The 19,016-nt window shown below is 54.1% G+C and carries 18 protein-coding genes and 3 pseudogenes; 2 read left to right on the top strand and 19 right to left on the bottom strand.

The annotated features are described in order from the left end of the window. Positions 1-11: 11 nt before the first annotated feature. The 13 genes from lpxL to H616_RS0111005 form a co-directional block, all read right to left on the bottom strand. Positions 12-950, bottom strand: coding sequence for an LpxL/LpxP family Kdo(2)-lipid IV(A) lauroyl/palmitoleoyl acyltransferase (gene lpxL / locus H616_RS0111065; protein WP_027967420.1), 939 nt, complete (start codon positions 948-950; stop codon positions 12-14). A 28-nt stretch (positions 951-978) separates the two neighbouring features. Further along, the gene (gene alr, locus H616_RS0111060; protein WP_027967419.1) at positions 979-2,079 is read right to left on the bottom strand and encodes an alanine racemase; all 1,101 of its coding nucleotides are present in this window, start codon (positions 2,077-2,079) and stop codon (positions 979-981) included. 236 nt (positions 2,080-2,315) lie between these two features. Next, entirely contained in the window at positions 2,316-3,335 is a 1,020-nt protein-coding gene (gene rpoS, locus H616_RS0111055) for an RNA polymerase sigma factor RpoS (protein WP_027967418.1), read from the bottom strand. 133 nt (positions 3,336-3,468) lie between these two features. Next, the gene (locus H616_RS0111050) at positions 3,469-4,665 is read right to left on the bottom strand and encodes a peptidoglycan DD-metalloendopeptidase family protein (RefSeq protein ID WP_027967417.1); all 1,197 of its coding nucleotides are present in this window, start codon (positions 4,663-4,665) and stop codon (positions 3,469-3,471) included. After that, positions 4,658-5,581, bottom strand: a complete 924-nt coding sequence (locus H616_RS14845; protein ID WP_205619096.1) for a DUF368 domain-containing protein — start codon at positions 5,579-5,581, stop codon at positions 4,658-4,660. Before H616_RS14845 ends, H616_RS0111050 begins: the two co-directional genes overlap by 8 nt. 35 nt (positions 5,582-5,616) lie before the next feature. Beyond that, complete coding sequence (locus tag H616_RS0111040; protein ID WP_027967416.1) at positions 5,617-6,297, bottom strand: protein-L-isoaspartate(D-aspartate) O-methyltransferase; 681 nt, start codon at positions 6,295-6,297, stop codon at positions 5,617-5,619. Next, positions 6,284-7,030 carry a 5'/3'-nucleotidase SurE gene (surE, locus tag H616_RS0111035; RefSeq protein WP_027967415.1) on the bottom strand — a complete coding sequence of 249 codons (747 nt, stop codon included), beginning with the start codon at positions 7,028-7,030 and terminating at the stop codon, positions 6,284-6,286. The genes H616_RS0111040 and surE overlap by 14 nt, the downstream gene beginning before the upstream one ends. 7 nt (positions 7,031-7,037) lie before the next feature. After that, positions 7,038-8,174 carry a tRNA pseudouridine(13) synthase TruD gene (gene truD / locus H616_RS14840; protein WP_084155856.1) on the bottom strand — a complete coding sequence of 379 codons (1,137 nt, stop codon included), beginning with the start codon at positions 8,172-8,174 and terminating at the stop codon, positions 7,038-7,040. Next, entirely contained in the window at positions 8,167-8,658 is a 492-nt protein-coding gene (gene ispF, locus H616_RS0111025; protein WP_205619084.1) for a 2-C-methyl-D-erythritol 2,4-cyclodiphosphate synthase, read from the bottom strand. The genes truD and ispF overlap by 8 nt, the downstream gene beginning before the upstream one ends. Positions 8,659-8,674: 16 nt before the next feature. Continuing rightward, entirely contained in the window at positions 8,675-9,385 is a 711-nt protein-coding gene (ispD, locus tag H616_RS0111020; protein ID WP_027967413.1) for a 2-C-methyl-D-erythritol 4-phosphate cytidylyltransferase, read from the bottom strand. Continuing rightward, positions 9,382-9,687, bottom strand: coding sequence for a cell division protein FtsB (gene ftsB, locus H616_RS14835; RefSeq protein WP_035573034.1), 306 nt, complete (start codon positions 9,685-9,687; stop codon positions 9,382-9,384). Before ftsB ends, ispD begins: the two co-directional genes overlap by 4 nt. A gap of 250 nt (positions 9,688-9,937) precedes the next feature. Beyond that, positions 9,938-10,954 carry a zinc-binding alcohol dehydrogenase family protein gene (locus H616_RS0111010; protein WP_027967412.1) on the bottom strand — a complete coding sequence of 339 codons (1,017 nt, stop codon included), beginning with the start codon at positions 10,952-10,954 and terminating at the stop codon, positions 9,938-9,940. A 39-nt stretch (positions 10,955-10,993) separates the two neighbouring features. Continuing rightward, on the bottom strand, positions 10,994-12,085 hold the full coding sequence (locus tag H616_RS0111005) for an alkene reductase (RefSeq protein ID WP_051234232.1): 1,092 nt from the start codon (positions 12,083-12,085) through the stop codon (positions 10,994-10,996). A 304-nt stretch (positions 12,086-12,389) separates the two neighbouring features. On the opposite strand from H616_RS0111005, the gene H616_RS0111000 reads away from it, so the two are divergent. Next, complete coding sequence (locus H616_RS0111000; protein WP_027967410.1) at positions 12,390-13,289, top strand: LysR family transcriptional regulator; 900 nt, start codon at positions 12,390-12,392, stop codon at positions 13,287-13,289. 56 nt (positions 13,290-13,345) lie between these two features. On the opposite strand, the gene H616_RS0110995 is transcribed toward H616_RS0111000, so the two are convergent. The 6 genes and pseudogenes from H616_RS0110995 to H616_RS0110965 all read right to left on the bottom strand — a co-directional run bounded on the left by H616_RS0110995 (position 13,346) and on the right by H616_RS0110965 (position 17,804). After that, positions 13,346-13,882, bottom strand: a complete 537-nt coding sequence (locus H616_RS0110995) for a hypothetical protein (protein WP_027967409.1) — start codon at positions 13,880-13,882, stop codon at positions 13,346-13,348. A 37-nt stretch (positions 13,883-13,919) separates the two neighbouring features. Further along, positions 13,920-14,108: pseudogene (locus H616_RS15445) on the bottom strand (IS3 family transposase); the annotation flags it as partial. Positions 14,109-14,124: 16 nt separating this feature from the next. After that, positions 14,125-15,198, bottom strand: a complete 1,074-nt coding sequence (locus tag H616_RS14830) for an IS110 family RNA-guided transposase (RefSeq protein WP_051234230.1) — start codon at positions 15,196-15,198, stop codon at positions 14,125-14,127. A 238-nt stretch (positions 15,199-15,436) separates the two neighbouring features. Then, positions 15,437-16,413 (bottom strand): annotated as a pseudogene (locus H616_RS15610) (IS3 family transposase); the annotation flags it as partial. A 60-nt stretch (positions 16,414-16,473) separates the two neighbouring features. Further along, positions 16,474-16,855: pseudogene (locus H616_RS14820) on the bottom strand (transposase); the annotation flags it as partial. A gap of 49 nt (positions 16,856-16,904) precedes the next feature. Next, a complete protein-coding gene (locus tag H616_RS0110965) occupies positions 16,905-17,804 on the bottom strand; it encodes a LysR family transcriptional regulator (RefSeq protein ID WP_027967407.1) in 900 nt (299 codons plus the stop codon). A 144-nt stretch (positions 17,805-17,948) separates the two neighbouring features. Here H616_RS0110965 and H616_RS0110960 point away from each other — a divergent pair, with 144 nt between their 5' ends. After that, complete coding sequence (locus H616_RS0110960; RefSeq protein ID WP_027967406.1) at positions 17,949-18,965, top strand: TRAP transporter substrate-binding protein; 1,017 nt, start codon at positions 17,949-17,951, stop codon at positions 18,963-18,965. Positions 18,966-19,016 lie beyond the last annotated feature (51 nt).

The raw sequence follows: 19,016 nt of genomic DNA, 5'->3' as shown, positions 1-19,016 counted from the left end.
AGAGCGAGCTATCAGTAAATCTTGGGCTCCCCTTCTGGGCGTGTCTTAAAACGCCGGTGCAGCCATAAATATTGCTCTGGGTGACGGCGAATCGCGGCTTCAATCACTGCATTGATACGCGTCGCATCTGCTACTTCGTCACCACTGGGAAAGTTGTCCAAGGGGGGCAGGTATTCTAGCCGATACGTTCTGTTATCAGGGTTGCGATGAAAAATCAGTGGCATAACAGGCGCACCGGTCATTTGAGCAATCTTGGCCGTCAATTTTATGGTTGCAGCTTCCACGCCGAAAAATGGCGCAAACACGCTGGCCTCGCGGCCAAAATCCTGGTCTGGCGAATACCACACATGATGCCCTGACTTAATACGCCTCACCAAACCGCGCAAATCATGGCGATCAATAGCCGCACCGAAAATATTGGAGCGCGCTCGGGTCATAAAGCGTTCAAACAGCGCATTATCATGGGGCCGATACACCACATCCGCCGGAAAAAACAACGAGTGCAGCGCGCCGCCAAGATCCAGCGTGGAAAAGTGAATACCAATGATTAGCGCCCCCTTCCCCTCGGCCTCAACACGCGCCATGTGCTCCTGACCATCGAAACTGACTCGATGGCGCAGGTGCTCAGGGTCCCGGCACCAACCAGTCGCAGTTTCAAGAATACCGATACCATTGGCAATGAAGATATCTTTAACCAACGCGCGCTGCTTCGCCGTATCAAGCTCGGGAAAACACAGCCGAACATTGGTTTCGGCTATATGCCGCCTGCGCTTAACAAAGCGCCACACGATTAGCCCAAGACCACGCCCAACCCATAGCTTCAGCCGCCAAGGCAACCAGGCCGCCAGATACATACCGCCAATGGCCAACCAGGTTGGCCAGTAACGTGGATGAATAAACCCAACGGCAGTTCTGTCACGGCTTTTTTGCCGAGTTTCTTGCTTCGACATGACGCTATCGTTCTCCGAATCAAACAAGTCAGGCGCTATGATAGCGCCTTGGGACTCTCGGCAGCACCCCTGTCAGCAGGGTATAGCTAATGGTCTCGCAATAACCTGCCACTTCATCAACACTTAACAGTTCACCATTCGCGGCCTTGCCCCACAGCACCACCTCACTACCGATCCCCGCATCAGGAAGGTCTGTAATATCCACCACCAGCATATCCATGGAGACTTTCCCTGCAATACAGGCGCGCTGTCCATTCACCAGTACGGGCGTGCCATCAACAGCATGGCGGTCGTAACCATCACCATAACCACACGCCACCACACCCAAGCGTGAAGGCCGCGATGCCTTCCAGCGCCCGCCATAGCCGACGGGCTCACCCTCACCCAACTCACGTACCGCAATAATCTCAGAACGCAATGTCATTACCGGACGCAACCCCGCCCCCGGTGGTGTCACCTGTTCTCTTGGCTCACTTCCGTAAAGCATGATACCGGGGCGATTCCAGCTACCATGCGCTTGTGGCCAGGCCAGTGTCGCTGGTGAGTTCGCCAAAGATGTTGGCGCACCGAGCGTGTCTGCCAGCGTTGTCATTAAGGCGATTTGACGACGGAAATAACTGTCATCGGCAGCATCAGCAGTGGCTAAGTGGCTCATCAGGTGCAAATCACTCACCTGAGCGGGCGCGGCCTTTAATCGCTGCCATACCTCACCAACCTGGTCTAACGAGGACCCCAGACGATGCATTCCAGTATCCACCTTGACCCAAGCCGGAATAGGCTGGGTGGGCCGATAGGCCAGTAGCGCCTCTACCTGCCACTCACTATGTACAGCGACCCAATAACCACGCGAATCTACCCGCTCAAGCTCCTGGGCATCAAAAATGCCCTCTAGCAGTACGATTGGCGCGCTTATACCACCGTCGCGTAACGTATCCGCTTCTTCGATACTGGCGACCGCAAAGGCAGGTACCAATGCTTCCAGCGCACGCGCGCAGTCAACTAAGCCGTGGCCATAAGCATTCGCTTTGAGCACAGCAAGTGTTTTGCTTCGTGGTGCAAGATCACGAGCCAGGCAATAGTTGTGACGCAGAGCGTCAAGATCAATATCGGCAAACAGGGGGCGTGCCATGAACTTCTCCACACAATTCACAGATCAAAAGGGCATCATTTACGAAACAGCATATTGTTTGCTATTTTTGTCGTAATTTCATGGAAGGAACCACTAAAATTTGCCATTAACGCCTGATTTTTTATCGTTTTTCCTCCGCACAACAGAATTGAGCACTGTGCCCGCCCTTTCTCGAACCACGCAGATAAAAAAAAGCCGAGGCAATCCCCGACTTTATCACTCAGGTTACTGCGGCTTTATTCAAAAATCATATCAAGATTCAGGCCTTTTCTATCAAGCATCCGGCGCAGCTTCTTCAACGCCTCCACCTGTATCTGGCGTACCCGCTCTCGAGTCAGACCAATGTCCTCTCCAACACGCTCGAGCGTTAATGCATCATGACCACGCAGCCCGAACCGACGCACAACAACATCACACTGTTTATCCGTCAATTGTGCAAGCCACTGATCAACATGCTGCCTGACCTCGCCACCAGCCAACTCTGATTCTGGACCGCGTTCATTTTCATCAGTCAATGTATCAATTAACGGTTTGTCGTGGTCACCGCCAACGGGTATATCAACCGATGAGACACGCTCGTTAAGCCCGAGCATTTTTTTCACGGTTGCGACTGGCTTATCAAGGTGCTCGGCTATTTCCTCAGCGGTTGGTGCATGATCAAGCTGTTGCGTCAGCTCACGCGCGGCACGCAAATAAATATTGAGCTCTTTAACCACATGAACGGGTAAGCGAATAGTACGGGTCTGGCTCATTAACGCTCGCTCAATGGTTTGGCGAATCCACCAAGTGGCGTAAGTCGAGAATCGAAAACCGCGCTCGGGGTCAAACTTTTCCACGGCACGAATCAGGCCGAGATTACCCTCTTCGATCAGATCGAGTAACGTTAAGCCACGGTTAAGATAGCGCCGTGAAATTTTTACGACCAGGCGCAGATTGGATTCAATCATCCGAGCCCGCCCCTGGGGATCTCCCTTGCGGGCCAAGCGACCAAAATACACTTCCTCCTCTGGCGTCAGCAGAGGAGAAAAGCCGATTTCATTAAGATAAATCTGTGTTGCATCCAGACTTTGCCGATGCGACTGACGGTGCTGAATCCTTTCACGGCTCAGGGCTTTTTCAAAGGCCGCGTTCTCTAACTGATCGTCGCCCAGCACTACGTCAACCGGAGCCTCATCCTCCTCTGTTATGGCGTCATCAATATCGTCTGAATGCTTCAACGACTCCCTGTCGTATAGATCCTGTTTCACCATGATCATTAGCTACTCCCTGATATCACTCACGATGCACCTGATAAACACCTACATTCAGGTCACGCATTATTGTTGTAATGCATCGCCATGTTGAAACAGGATCAGTGGCTCACCCAAGAAACCAAGTTAACAACCTGAATCAACGCTTAGGAAGATAGTCAAGCGGGTTCTGGGGCTGTCCGTCCTTACGCACCTCAAAGTGCAGCCGAACACTGTCCGCACCGGTATCCCCCATTGTGGCGATCACATCTCCAGCATCTACCACATCATTTTCCTTTACCCTGAGTGAGTCGTTATGGGCGTAGGCTGAAAGATACTGATCGTTATGTTTCAGCAAGATAAGGTTTCCATAACCACGCACACCGTCGCCCGCATAAACAACAACGCCTGGGCCAGCGGCTCTGACAGATTGCCCCTTCTGACCGGCGATATCAATACCATCTGTTACGCTGCTACTTTCACCAAAGCCGCCGGTCACGTCACCACTGACCGGCCAGCTCCATGGCACGTCAGCAACTGGCGTATAGCGCTTCTGAGTTGCTTTTGAAGCGACAGCCTGTTGGCTCTGCTCAGCTTTTTTACGCGCTTCAGCCTCAGCCAGCTTCTTCGCCTCGTCAGCTTCTCTGGCCTTTTCCGCTGCCGCATCTTTTGCCTGTTGCTGAGCCAGCTCGGCTTGCTTACGCGCCTGCTCTTCAGCCTCCGCGGCTTTATCTCTGGCGTCTTTTACACTGGCTGTGGCACTGTCGACGGTATCCTGCGTATGCTGCTTCAACTCACCAACCTGCTCGGCGCCCTGATCTTTCAATGCACCTGCCGCCGTCGTAACCTCCTGTCCAACCACTGGACCAGGCGCTGATGCTGAGCCACTTTGCTCATCAGGCAGCAGCCAGTCTAGCGAGCCGCTATTTTGCGCCGCCCCGTTTTGCGAGCCACCACTCTTCGAAGCAGCGGCAACGGCACCAGCTCCCGCTAGCCCAGTTGCCACCACAGCTCCCGTGTCCGAAGCTCCTGATGCCTTGGCAGAAGTAGCCGTATCGCTGTTACTGGCAACTCGGGGCGGCGCGCCGTCAGCACCGGCGAGGCTCAATACCTGGCCGGGCTGCAGGGTATAAGGCGGTGAAATATTATTTCGCCGCGCCATGTCTCGATAGTCCATATCATGACGCCAAGCAATCCCATAAAGCGTGTCACCAGCTTTCACGGTGTATTGCTGCGGCGTGACCGGCGCTTTGCTTTTTGAAAGGTCTTCCACACGTACTCCGCCTGGGGGCGGCGGCTGAACCGCGCAACCAGCCAGTGCAATAACTATCCCACCAATCAGAAGGCCCTTATGCATCGTTACTCTCCTTGTTGTCCCTCTTAGTGCTGCCCGCTGGCCGCCCTGTTTTACTCGCCAACCACACCAGTAGCCCACCCGCGATAATGGCAACTACCACTGCCACCAGCTGTCCTGGCTCACCGGTCACTTGGCTGTAACTCTGTGGCCCCAGATAACGAAAACCAAGAGGTATGACTTGTCCCTCATTACTCAGTTGATAATCCATCAACTCACGCCATGGCCATAATACCGGCAATGAACCAATGATGAAGCCCAATAGCAACTGCAAGGTGGCTCCATGGTGATTTTTCAGCAACCATGAAAGCAGGCGTGAAAAGAAAAATAAGCCAAACGCACAACCTGACGCAAACAGCACCAGGGTAGTCAGTTCAAAACCACGTATTGCTTGCATTACGGTGCCGTATAACCCCATGGTCAACAGCAGAAAACTACCCGAGACACCTGGCAATAACAACGCGCTGATGGCAATCGCTCCCCCAAGCACCAGCACTAATTCCGGACGACCAACACTGGCAACGAATGGCATCAACGACGGCAGCAGATACGCTAGCACCAAGCCGCCAATCACAGGTAACACGTGCCACCAACGGCGATCCGTAACATGTTGGCCAATAATCAATGCTGAGGCAGCAACCAAGCCAAAAAAGAAACCATTCAGTACTAGCGGCTGCACCTCCATCAACCAGACGACCAAGTGTGCTACGCTAATCAGGCTGATAGCAATGCCTACCAGCAAAGGAACCAAAAAGCTCAGATTTAAGTGGCGAGCCAACCCCCGCAGGCCATCCTGCCGCCAGGCTGGCCAGGCAGAGGGTCCGAATTGCTTGATGGTATTAATAAGCTCTTCGTAGATGCCGGTAATAAAAGCGATAGTGCCACCAGAAACGCCTGGTACAGCATCGGCGGCCCCCATCCCCATTCCTTTAAACAATAATGATAAAGAACGCTTCAAGTAATAACTCCTTCCAAAAGCGGTACAAAACGCACTGGCTCTAGCCGCTTAGTTTCAAATTTCTCGCCGTTACGTTGCACGCGTACCAGCCATTGAGTACCTGAAGACTGTTTCAGTGGAGCAATCAGCACACCGCCATCCGCCAATTGTTCCAACAATCGCTGCTCGAGAGTTTCCGCACAGGCAGTTAACAGAATAACGTCAAACGGGGCGGCATCGGGCCACCCGAGACCACCATCAGCGAGCTTCAGATGAATATTGTGTACCTTCAGCAGCCGCAATCGTTCAGCCGCACGCTGATACAGCGGATTAATTCGCTCAACAGACCATAGCTGACTGACTAACCGAGACAAAATTAACGTTTGATACCCTGACCCCGTGCCAATTTCCAGCACTTTCTCCGGCTTGAGCGCCAACACCAGCTCGGTCATGCGCGCCACAATAAACGGCTGGGATAGCGTTTGGCCGTGACCAATTGGCAACGCCGTATCTTCATAGGCCCGATGAGCAAGCGCTTCATCCAGAAACAGGTGGCGCGGCTCACGTACCATGACGTCGATGACGTCTGTTGACTTGATCCCCTGCTGTGCTAGACGGTCGGCCATGCGATCGCGCGTTCGCTGAGAGGTCATGCCAATGCCGCGCAGCCGAGCTGCCAGAGACTCAGGTGAATGCATCCAGCCAATCCTGTACGTCGGCGCGCGCAGAGTGCCGTGTCAGATCTGTCTGCAACGGTGTGATTGACACAAAACCTGCCTCAACAGCAGCAAAGTCCGTGTCTGGACCATCATCGGCATTACTGCCCTGCGGCGCAATCCAGTAACGCTTTCGTCCCCGAGGGTCTTTAATCTCGACAGGCTCTGCTGCTGGGCCACGATACCCAAGGCGCGTAACCCGTATACCCTTTATTTGCTGCCACGGCACATCGGGTACATTAACGTTAAGCAGGCTTCTTGGCGGCAGCAACAACCGGTCCATTGCCCCCACCAGGCTGGCAACAACTCGACCCGCTGTTTCAAAGTGGTGCCGCCCGACTAACGAAACAGCAATCGCCGTCATGCCTAAGTTGCGTCCTTCCATGGCTGCCGCGACTGTTCCCGAGTACAGCACATCATCACCAAGGTTTGCGCCATGATTAATGCCGGAAATGACCATATCGGGGCGCTCTGGCCAAATACCGTTGGCACCTAAATAGACACAGTCTGCCGGGGTTCCATCTACGCTGTAGAAGCTGTTGTCTAGCGCGGTAAGTGATAGCGGCCGCGAGAGGGTCAACGAATTGCTGGCACCGCTTTTGTCACGATCCGGTGCCACCACGCGCAGCCGGGCATGCGGCAACAGCGCATCGTGTAACGCTTTGAGTCCTGGCGCATGTACGCCGTCATCATTGGAAAGCAGCAATCGACGCATCGTAATCTCAGGTAGATGAGTGTTCTGGATAACGGCTGCCCTCAGCCTGAGTTGACCTCACTCTCTCTGGAGGCTGGCCCAGGTTGGGGTGCGTCATCAGTTCGCGCAAGACCGACGTAGCAAACGCTCCTTTAGGCAAAGTAAAGGAAAGCCAACAACCGTCTACAGCATGAGTAAGTCGCGCCTCATCAAGACGAACACGCAGCGACCGACGCGACAATTTTACTCCAGCTGCAACCAATCCTTCACAAAGTCTCGGGCAGCACTCGCCCAACCGCTTCTCATCAGCCGCTGGGGTAGCCTGCGCCTTCGACTGACCCACCCCCCACAGTACGCCAGTTGGATGAACATCCTGGCGAACTGCTCGTTCAGCAAGTTGGCCCAGCTCGTCCGGTGCTGTATCAGCAGCAACAACAAACACGCTTTCGGTGCCATCCAACATCATCACATCGCCAGGCAATGGCGTATTCCAGGTGCCCGCATCAATACGCGCGGCGAGCTGCTGATTAAATAAATAACTGCGTGCAGCGGACAGCAACATTCCATCACGGTCATCGCGCTTGCGCCAGCCGCGCTCAAGTACGCTAATAGCACGCTGCAAGTTTCGCCCATGTGGCCCAAAACGCTGCGGGCCAAAATAATTGGCGACACCTTGGCTCAGCAGCCGCTGCCAACGCCGCTCCAGTTGCTTATCCGTCACTGCGTCACCGCTAATGCGCAGCTGAAAACGATTGCCACGATGAACGCCGCGCTTAAGCTTGCGCGGATGACGACACTGCTCAAGTAGTTTCACCGCTAGCGGTGCCAGCCGTTCAGCCAGTTCTTTTGGTGCTTCACGCCCCGGCAGGTGCACTGAAAACCACTGGCGCGTCACCGCCACTCGGTCTTTCATGCCGGCGTAACCGATATCCCGCAGCGACACCTCACAGATAGTCGCCAGCTCACGCGCAACCATAGCGGTAGTCAGCTCGCGCTTTTCAATCCATAACCACAGGTGTTCACCCTCGCCCTCTGGCGCAAAACCCAGGACTTCCTCAACGCAAAAGTCTTCTGGCATCATGCGATACTCGCCCGCAGGCGGGGGGCCAAATTCAGCGTCGAGAATACTTGGCCACGCGGGTGGCCACGCGATAACGTCACGCATCCGAGGCACTCTCGGAAACCAACAGCACCACAGCCTCAGCGGCTATGCCTTCGCCACGGCCAGTAAAGCCAAGGCGCTCGGTTGTCGTGGCCTTAACATTAACAGCATCGGACATCACTCCGAGGCAATCAGCAATGCACTGCACCATTACATCAACATGAGGCGCCAACTTAGGGGCCTGAGCCATAATCGTTGCATCTAAGTTACTGACTCGCCAACCACGCTGCCTGACGAGTTCTACAACCTTGGCCAGTAGCTCACGACTATCAGCCCCTTCCCACTCAGGGTCTGTGTCAGGAAAGTGTCGCCCAATGTCACCCTCGGCACATGCACCAAGCAGTGCATCACACACCGCATGCAGCAATACATCCCCGTCAGAGTGTGCAACAAAACCACGATGGTAAGGCACAGCCGTACCACCAATCATCAGGTGGTCGCCATCGCCAAAGCGATGCACATCAAATCCGTGGCCGATTCGTATCATGCCTTATATCCGTTCGTCAGAATGAATAATCGCTGGCGCGCTGAGCGACCAGAATATGTGTCGCCAGACCCAGGTCCTCTGGGTGGGTGATTTTGATATTGTCACGCCGCCCAACCACCAGTTCCGGCGACAGGCCTAGCGCTTCAACCGCCGAGGCGTCATCAGTAACTTGCTGTCCTGTGGCCTTCGCCTGCTCTAGCGCACGACGCAACAAGGCATAACGAAACCCCTGAGGCGTCAACGCATGCCACAAGCCATCACGTGGTTCAGAGCGCAACACATGGCCTGCGCCGTTATCACGCTTCATGGTGTCAGCTACCGGCGCTGCAAGCAGCGCTCCCGCGGGGCCACGCTGAACGGCATCAAGTAACCGCTCAAGATCTGCCGGTAACACACAAGGCCGCGCAATATCATGCACCAATACAATATCGTCGCTACGCGCTTTTGAGCCTATGGCCTGTAATGCATTAAGCACCGAATCCATACGCTCGACACCACCGGACACACGCTGCCAGGGTGAAAAAGGTACCCAACTCGGGTCGAAATAAACGTCGTTGTCATCCAGGCACAGGCAAAGCTTAGCAGCAGGAAGCGCACCATGGAGACGGGATAGCGTGTGTTGAATAACGGGTCGGCCAGCTAACTCAAGATACTGCTTTGGCCGCGCCGCTTTCATTCTTGAACCACAGCCCGCTGCTGGCACAACCAGCCACAAGCAAGCGCTCATGGCGCACTCATCTTTTTGGCCGAATCACTGGCGCCAGGCACCCAAAAGAACTGCTCGTCACGGCGTACCATGCCGAGATCATTGCGAGCATGCTCTTCGATGGCATCAAGCCCTGTTTTAAGATCAACCACCTCGGCAGTTAAGCGCTCGTTACGAGCACGCCAAGGGGCATTAGTCGCCTCCTGCACAGCAACGCGCTCACGCACCAGCGCTAGGTCTTCCATCCCACCTTCACCCAGCCACAAGCGGTATTGCAGCAACGCTAGCAAGCAAGCCAACACAACGGTAAGCCATCTGAGCATCTAATATTCCAGCAGTAGCAATAACTAAACAGGCATTATGCCAGCTTGATGACGCAGGCTCACCTATAATAACCGCTAGAAATTTTCGTCAGTAACCCACCTGAAGACCTACCTCTAAGAACTCAGGAGTTTAGCGATAACCGCTTCGCCCAAGAAAAGATGAAAAAAAGAAAAGACAAAAAAGAGGAAGCTCGGTAAAAACGAACTTCCTCTCATTTTAGAGCCTAGGCTTCACCTAGACTGGCACTGTTTATTCGAACCCCTCGAGTACCACTTTGCCAATCATACTCTCGGCTTCCAATTTTTCGTGAGCCCAACGCAGGTTAGCTGCATTGATATTGCCCGCGTTGACACCCAATGTGCTCTTCAATACCCCCTGATCAACCAGCGCAGCGACTTCATTCAACAGCTTTTGCTGAGCGACCATGTCTGTGGTCTTATACATGGAGCGGGTAAACATGAACTCCCAGTGCAAGGAAAGACTTTTACTTTTTAACGCACGTACATTCAGTGCTTCAGGGTCATCGATTAAACCAAACTGCCCCTGAGGCTTCAGCGCCGCAATAATCTCGTCAAGATGCTCTTCGGTGTGGTTCAGGCTGACGACATGGTCAACTTCTCCAACCTCTAACTCCTGCAGTTGCTGACTCAATGAGGCTTTATGATTGATAACATGATGCGCACCTAACTGTTCCAGCCAGGCCTGACTTTCTGCCCGAGAGGCCGTGGCGATAACAGTCAGGCGGGTTAGTTGGCTCGCCAGCTGAACCAGAATGGAACCAACGCCACCGGCAGCACCGATAATCAGCAGTTTTTCACCCTCGTGCTCTCGACCGGGTTTGATGTTCAGTCGGTCGAACAGCATTTCCCAGGCGGTAATGGCTGTCAGCGGCAGCGCAGCGGCACTGGCAAAGTCGAGAGAGCTGGGTTTGCGACCGACAATGCGCTCGTCCACCAACTGGTATTCAGCATTACTGCCTTGACGGGTAAGATCCCCAGCATACCAAACAGCATCCCCCGGCTTGAACGCACTGACCTTCTCCCCGACAGATGTCACAATACCTGCAGCGTCCCAGCCAAGAACCTTCCAGCTTCCCTGATCAGGCGCGACATTGGCGCGAATTTTGGTATCCACTGGGTTAACCGCTACGGCTTTTACTTCAACCAGCACATCGTGCCCACTGGGTTCTGGTATCGGTAGCTCGATATCACAGAGTGATGCCTCCTCCTGAACCCGCAGCGCCTGTTGATAGCCGACCGCTTTCATTGTCTGTGTCATGCTGCACTCCTGTTTTATCTGAAAGTTTTAAGCCGCCGAGTAGGCTGGGTAGGTTGTGTAGCCTTCCGCATCACCGCCGAAAAGGCTGTCACCCTGAAAACTGGCCAAAGGCAAAGAGTGATGCAGGCGCCTAGGCAGGTCAGGGTTTGCGATAAACGGGCGGCCAAATGCCACCAGATCACACAGCCCAGCATCGACCATTTGACTGGCTCGTTCCTTGTCATAACGTCCAGCCACAATCAGCGTGCCCTGATACACTTGACGTAGCGCCAGGCGGAAATCGCTCGGTATCTCTGGGGCATCATCCCAGTCAGCTTCAGCCAGATGGATGTACCCGATACCCAGTTCCTGTAGCTGAGTTGCCGCATGCAGAATGGTGGGGATGATATCCGGGCAGCTCATGCCACGAGCCGTAATGAACGGAGCCAGACGCACGCCCACTTTTTCAGCTCCCACTTCGCTTGCCACGGCTTCGGCCACCTCCATCAGAAAACGTATTCGATTGTCGCGACTGCCACCATAAGCGTCTGAGCGCGTATTCGAGGTGGTGCGTAAAAATTCATCAATCAGGTAGCCATTGGCGGCATGAATCTCAACACCATCAAAACCGGCCTCCATGGCATTCCGAGCGGCTTGCCGATAGTCCTCTACCACGCCTTGAATCTCTTCGGTTTCCAGTGCGCGCGGTGTTGGGCAGGGCACCATGCCACCCACACCGTTTTCATCGGCTAGCCAAATAGTGGCGTCGGGGTTAATGGCCGAAGGTGCAACAGGCAATTCTCCCTGATGAAAATTAGAGTGTGACATGCGGCCTACATGCCAGAGCTGAAGGTATATCACCCCAGCTTCGGCATGGACCGCCTCCGTCACCTTACGCCAGCCGTTGACCTGCTCGGCACTATGAATGCCGGGAGTGAAGCTGTACCCCTGTCCTTGCTGGGAAATCTGCGATGCTTCCGTAATGATCAAACCAGCACTGGCGCGTTGCGCGTAATACTGAGCCATAAGTGAATTGGGGATGTTGCCCGGCTGCGTACTGCGGGCACGTGTCATCGGGGCCATGACGATACGGTTGTCCAGAGATTTACCTGACAGCGAATATGAGCTGAACAGTTCCATGGGTGACTCCTTTGATTAACTGGGTAATATCGATCGCATGATTTCCATCTGCTCAGCACATTCATCTCTCGATAAAACAGCGGCATACCGAAACGGAAAACCATGAAATTCGATCTCAATGCATCGCCAGTAGCCGGACCCAAAACATGACCAGCAACCGATAATAGAAACGCCATGTCGAGATAACGGCAGAGATGGCGACTCCTGATCCAATGGGATGCACTAACGACAAGAGCAGCTTATTTGACCTTATTGGTTTGAAAAACTAGCCTTTAATACAAATACCTTCAAAAAATATTTGAATATGCGCTCTATTCAGGATCTCAAGATTTTTATCGAAACCGCTCGTCAGGGAAGCCTTTCAGCCGCTGCCAGGCAGATGGACCTATCACCCGCGGCCACGAGTGCTGCAGTGAAAAGGCTGGAGGCCGAACTCGGCGTGCCGTTATTTATCCGGTCAACCCGTCACTTGCGCCTGACTCATCAGGGCGAGACCTTTCTTGGCCATTGTCAGCAGGCACTTCAGCTACTGGACGATGGCTGCCAAGCGATACAAAAGGGTCAAGCCGTTATTCAGGATGTACTCCAGCTCTCCATGCCATCTGATATCGGCCGAAACGTGCTACTCGGCTGGCTAGATGAGTTTCTCGACATATACCCGCGTATCGACCTGCGTGTTCAGTTATCTGACCGATTAGTCAACATATACCGCCAACCGGTTGATATCGCCTTACGTTACGGGGAGTTGCCAGACTCCAGCTTGATCGCTGTGCCGCTTGTGCCAGACAACAGGCGCGTACTCTGCGCCTCGCCTGACTATATCCAACAGTTCGGCACACCTCTTCGTCCTGAGGACTTAACGAAACATAACTGCCTCTGTTTCATGCTCGGTGAAGACGTGCATGGCCGCTGGCGTTTCTGGAAAAACGGCCAAGAAGTGTCAGTAAAAGTGAGAGGCAGCCGTGTAGCCGATGACGGAGAGGCAGTGCGACGCTGGGCCCTCTCCGGCAAAGGAATCGCTTACAAGGCTCGTCTGGATGTTATTGAGGATTTGAGCAGTGGGCGCTTGGTTCCTTTGTGCCAAGACTGGGAGACTGAACGCACGCCGTTCAATCTGATCTGTGCCGACCGGCGCCAGTTTAGTCCAGCGGTTCAGGTTCTGAGGAATTTCCTTGCGTCACGGCTCAAAAAACTTTCAGCTTAATGGCTAATCCAGCACGTCATGCTGCACTGCTCATCACTACACAGTTCAACGGCATCTTAATGAGTATGGCCGGCATGGTGGCCAAATGTGGCGTTGAGCTGCAGCATGGCGACCCAGCTATCGTCTTGGTCAGCAAAGTCTTCGCGACTAACTTCGGCGCGTAGGAAAACGCCTTCATCCATATGCCAGGTCACTTGGCTACTCTGACGCCAAGAAGTACCTTCAGAGACGATGTTAGTGGGGTGAGACGTCATAACCTCATTAGTTAGCCCCAACGCCTCTGCACGCAGCCCAACGTCCCAGTGCGGCGCGATGCCATAGATCAGCTCTGCATAAGCGCCGTCTTGGCGTTCAGTAAATTCGTCCCGAGCATGCCAGTGACCATGGTGCTCCACATGCTCTTGCAGGTCACGTTCGGTATAGAAGTATTCTGCACCCAGCTGCCAGTCACCATGCCCTGCTGTCCGGCCTGCATCATAATGAAAGCGAGCGTCGACTCCAGCAAACCAGTTATCGCCTTCTGCGCTATGCGCATGATGGCCATGATCATCAACACGAACATATTGGCTATTTGCCCCTACCGAGGCACCCATTTCTAACTGATCTTACCCAGCAACAGTGGACACTGGTTTAAGCGATCATTCGGGTTTCAAATACCTCTGGGCTGATCATCCCAATAGCACTGTGCCGCCGTTGCTTGTTGTAGTCCAGTTCGATGTATTCAAACACCTGGTGCCTCATCACATCCCGTGTTTTAAATGGCTCTCCGTGGATCGCTTCCACCTTGAGACTGTGGAAGAAGCTTTCTGCACAGGCGTTGATGCTCCTATATCTGTCAAGTCGCGTATTGAGCTAATTTGGGGCCATATCGCAGAAGACGATACACCTCACGAATGATGTAACGCTTGAGGCACCTGATAATGTCACGTTTCGTCTTACCCTCTGCGGTTCTTCGTGCAACATACGCGATGGTTGGCTCGTGGCCCCGCATTCGCACAATCGCCGCGCGATAGATGGCAGCATTGAGCTGTCGGTGTCCACCCCTGTTGATTCTATATCGGCCTGATGTCATGCCAGATGAGGCGGGAATAGGACTAATGCCGGCCAGCTTTGCCAATGCTGCCTCGGATTTGATCCTTTCAGGGTTGTCTCCCACAACAATCAATATTTCTGCTGCAGTGTGAGTGCTGATGCCATACGCCTTGATTAGCTGGGGTACGGCTTTCTGCACAAGCTCATGGATCATTCTATTCAATGCATTGGCTTCCTCATCCAGAGAAATCCACCGCCGAGACAGGGAGCGAAGCGTATGCTTAATGCTGTCTGCCGTATCCTCCAGCAAACTGGGGCGTAGCCTGGAAAACTTGTGTGCAAGCGCTAATGGCGTTTTCGTTTCAGCGTTAACCCGAACATCGTCTGGTGCATGAACCAGCATGGCCTTCAGGGTCACCATGGCAGCTGTGCGGGCTTTGACGGCCGTATCATAGGCTACCTTCAGCTGCCGAACCATTTCAGCAGTACCGTCGGTCATCTTGGGTATTGCGGTTGCCGTTCTGGATAGCACAGCACAGGCAGCATTCTCGGCGTCTAGGGTATCGGATTTTCCATTCAGCCTCCGGAGTCGGCGGTTGGGACGACTCACTTCGATGACCAATGTGTCATGCCGACGAATGAAGGAAGTCAGGGCGGCACCGTACGATCCGGTGCCTTCAACACCAAAGGCCAGGATTCGCCCAAAAGAGCGTGCCCAAGCCAGCAGCTTTTCAAAGCCGTCACGGTCCGCCGTAACCGAAAGCGTTGATTGCAGGCCAGCGGTTGTATCTACAACGGCAGCAACATGGATATGCGTATCCACCTCAACGATGATATGACCAGAAGGTGCAATATCAGGCAATTGTAAATCAGTCATGTCAGTCTCTGAGTAGGTCGAGTTATTGACTCCAGAGTCGGCCAAGTGGACAGGACTGTCATGAGAGTATATGCCTTCAGGCTCCTATTAAGTCACAGCTTCGCCATACTGGATCAGGCGCCCGGCCCGGGGCTGACAGATCAACGCCAAGGCATGCGATGGCCAATCATTGCAAGAGTCAAGCCACTCGGATCAGGTCTTCCGGATCGATTATGGATCCGACGTATAAAGACTGACAATCATAACAGTTGCTTTTCGCGCTCATACTGCACTTGAGTTCATGTCGCGTCAGTAGCGACTGATACAGCGTCGAACAGTACTGGCTGCCTCGGTCTGAGTGGACGATCACGCCTGTTGGCCTTTTACGTTTCCATAGCGCCATCTGAAGCGCATCACAGACAAGATCAGCCGTCATACGCTCACTCATTGCCCAGCCAACGACTTTGCGAGAGTAAAGATCGATTAGCACGGCAAGATAAAGCCAGCCCTCACCCGTCGCGAGATAGGTGATGTCACCCACCCACTTTTGATTAGGGGCTGAAGCCGTGAAGTCTTGCTCTAGCAGGTTTGGCGCCACAGGCAGCGAATGTCGAGAGTTCGTGGTGGCCTTGAACTTACGGGCAGCTTTAGCACGCAGGCCTTGTCGCTGTAAGCTGGCAGCCACCGTCTTGCGATTCACCGGTATTCCGTCATCTTGCAGGTCTAGAGCTAATCTCGGGGCGCCTGAGCGGCCTTTACGTTGGTGAAACGCCGCAGCCACACGCTTATCGAGAACGGCTTGCTGGCTGCGCTTTAGAGACAGACCGCCTTCGCGCTGTCGCCAAGCGTAGTAGCCGCTTCGAGCGACCCCAACAACATGGCACATGCGCTGAACACTGAAAGCCTGGCGATGACGATGGATAAAGGCGTACTTCATTTCAGGCGCTTCGCAAAGTACACCGCGGCCTTTTTTGTGATAGCCAGCTCCTCATTGGCTTCGGCTAATTGTCGCTTCAGGCGAGCGTTTTCTTCTGCCAGCGTCCGTTCTCGCTCCGATGTATCTTGCTGCTGCTGAGCCTTAGAGCGCCACGGATAAAGCTGACTCGAATGTATGCCCAGTTCACGTGCCGCTGCAGCAACGCCAATACGATCAGCAAGTGCTAACGCTTCTTGCCGGTAAGCTTCTGAGTAACGGGTATAGGGGTTTTTCTTCATTGATGTCGTCGATCTTGCCATGGCTCACCTCATCGTAGCGTATTACATTCTTGAGGTGTCCACTGTTACTGGGCAAGATCAGGTTTCACTGATCCCGAAAATCTGACAGGCCAGCCGAATACTGCAGCAACCGGCCTCAACGACATTCTTTGCCATCTCGCGGCGTTGAGATGGCTTTACCACTTTCCCTCGAGAGCTTCCTGGCGCAGCTCTGCCTTCAAACGCTCTTCGGCATACATCTTCTTGAGGCGCTGGTTCTCGTCTTCCAACTCCTTGTCTCGTCTTCCAACTCCTTGAGGCGCTTCATCATGGAGGTGTCCATACCACCGTACTTGGAGCGCCATTTATAAAATGAGGCACTGCTCATGCCATGCTCGCGACACAGTTCAGGGACAGGCACGCCAGACTCAGCCTACTTCAAAATCGCCATGATCTGGCTGACAGTAAAACGTGATTTGCGCATGTGAAATCTCCTGTGTTTTCAGGTTACAAAACTCCACTTATCAACGCGATTATTTTTCGGGGGGATTACCTAGTATACGGGACTGGATTCGGCTCACGAACTCTCTGACATAGAGAGTTTGCATTGAGGTCGTGGGGGTCAGCACGCCGATCTCGCGATGAATCGTGGGCTCGGCGACCTCGCGAAACACTAGCTCGGGAATACGAAACGCCTCGATGGCGGAACGCGGCACCACCGCCAGGCCATCGCCCTGCTGCACCGTCATGATCGCGCCGAGCATCGATCGGATCTGGTGGAACCAGTTGAGTTGGATCGACTCGTCTTCCAAAGCGCGCTGGATTCGCAACCAGTTACCACTCTGTTGAATGTTCGAGGCCATGGGATAGTCCCTCAGGTCACGCCAGCAAAGATTCTGCACATTCGCCGCCGGGTGCCCGCGATGGCAAACCACCCCCAAGGGTTCACGTCCTAGTTTCCGGAACTGCACATTGGGATTTGCCGCGGTGTACATGCCGATTCCCAGGTCCAGCGTGCCCTTGGCAACTTCCTCCACCAATTCGATGGCATTCATGTCCATCACCCGCAGGGCTACGAAGGGATAGCACTGGCGGAACTCCCCCAGCACATCGGGAATAAGTTTCATACCAAGCGATGGCAGACAACCGATACGAATGAGCTCTCGTCGGCTGGTGGAGGCACCGCGCAGGCTGGCCAGGCTCTCTTCAGTATCGATGACGATCTTGCGCGCCCGTTCCAGGAAATTGCGCCCTGCCGCCGTCAGATGTACCTGGCGCGTCGTGCGCGTGAACAGCACTACATCGATTATCTCTTCGAGCTTGCGGATACGGCGGCTCAGCGCTGGCTGGGTAATATTGAGTTGATCGGCGGCGGCATGGAAAGAACCGAGATCAGCCACCATGACAAAGGCATGTAGGTCGGAGATACGCACTATTAATACATTCCTGTTATTAATGTTGAATATTATTCTATTTATAATATCAAAAAATGTATGCCAATATGATTTTTAATCGCTCCCGAGAGCCGCGTCTTTCGAGTCGCGGAGCACAACAACAACCCTCAAGAGGTAGCAACGATGCAAACTTCCCCCCGCCATATACTTTCCCTGACAACCCTGACTGCCGCTATTGTGTTCAGCGGTGCGACGCCGGCAACGGCCCAGGAGACCTTCGAATGGAGCATGGTCTCCCCCCTGACACCGGCCATCTCCTACATGTCCCATTATCAGGAGATGGTCGACAACATCAACGAGCGCAGTGATGGCCGGTTGACCATCAACTTCCTCTCCTACGGACAGCATCCCTTCAGCGGTGCCAATATTCTCACGGCCGTCCGCGACGGCGTGGTTCAGATGGGCAATACCGCGGATGTCTACGTCAGCTCCAAGGAACCCGCCATCGCCTTCCTCGGACTTCCGTTCCTGTTCGACGACCTGGACCAGGCCAAGTCGGTCTTCTCCGAACTCGAGGCGGCCTACTATCAGAAGATCTTCGCCGACGAGTACAACGCCGAGCTTGCCACGAGCTTCATCATCAGCGGCTCGGCGATTCACGGCAATCGACCGCTGGATAGCCTCGAGGCCATGGAAGGGCAGAAAATCCGGGTATTCGGTCCCGAGAGCGGCGAAATGATCCGTCTACTGGGCGGCGAACCCAGCACCGTTGCCTTCGGTGAACTCTACACCTCCCTGCAGCGTGGCACTATCGACGGAGCCCTCACCGGTATGGATGGTGCCAGAGCCGCACGCGTCTACGAAGTGGTCGATAACAACACCTGGTGGAACTGGTCCTATCCGGTGGAATTCACCTTCGTCAACCAGGACGCCATGGAGACGCTGCCCGAGGACCTGCAACAAATCGTGCGTGAGGAGACGCAGCGCACCAACGAACTACTTCAGGCCAACCGCGACCGAGGCACCATGGAGATCCTCGTCAATGCCATTGAGGACCAGGGCATCACGGTCAGCGGGCTCGATGCCGAGACCCGGGCCCTGTTCCGTGAACGCACCCAACCGATCCGCGATGCATGGCTGGAGGAGACCGGCGAACTCGGTCAGCAAGCCTTCTCTATCTATGAACAGAGCCTCCAGTAAGGGCCCGACACAATGTCCATCCTCCCCACACTCCACCGACTCGACACTCTG

It is taken from the genome of Halomonas halocynthiae DSM 14573 (assembly GCF_000425725.1).
Taxonomy (GTDB): Bacteria; Pseudomonadota; Gammaproteobacteria; order Pseudomonadales; family Halomonadaceae; genus Halomonas; species Halomonas halocynthiae.
The sequence above is the reverse complement of the archived record's forward strand: the minus strand, read 5'-3'. Positions and strand labels throughout refer to the sequence as shown.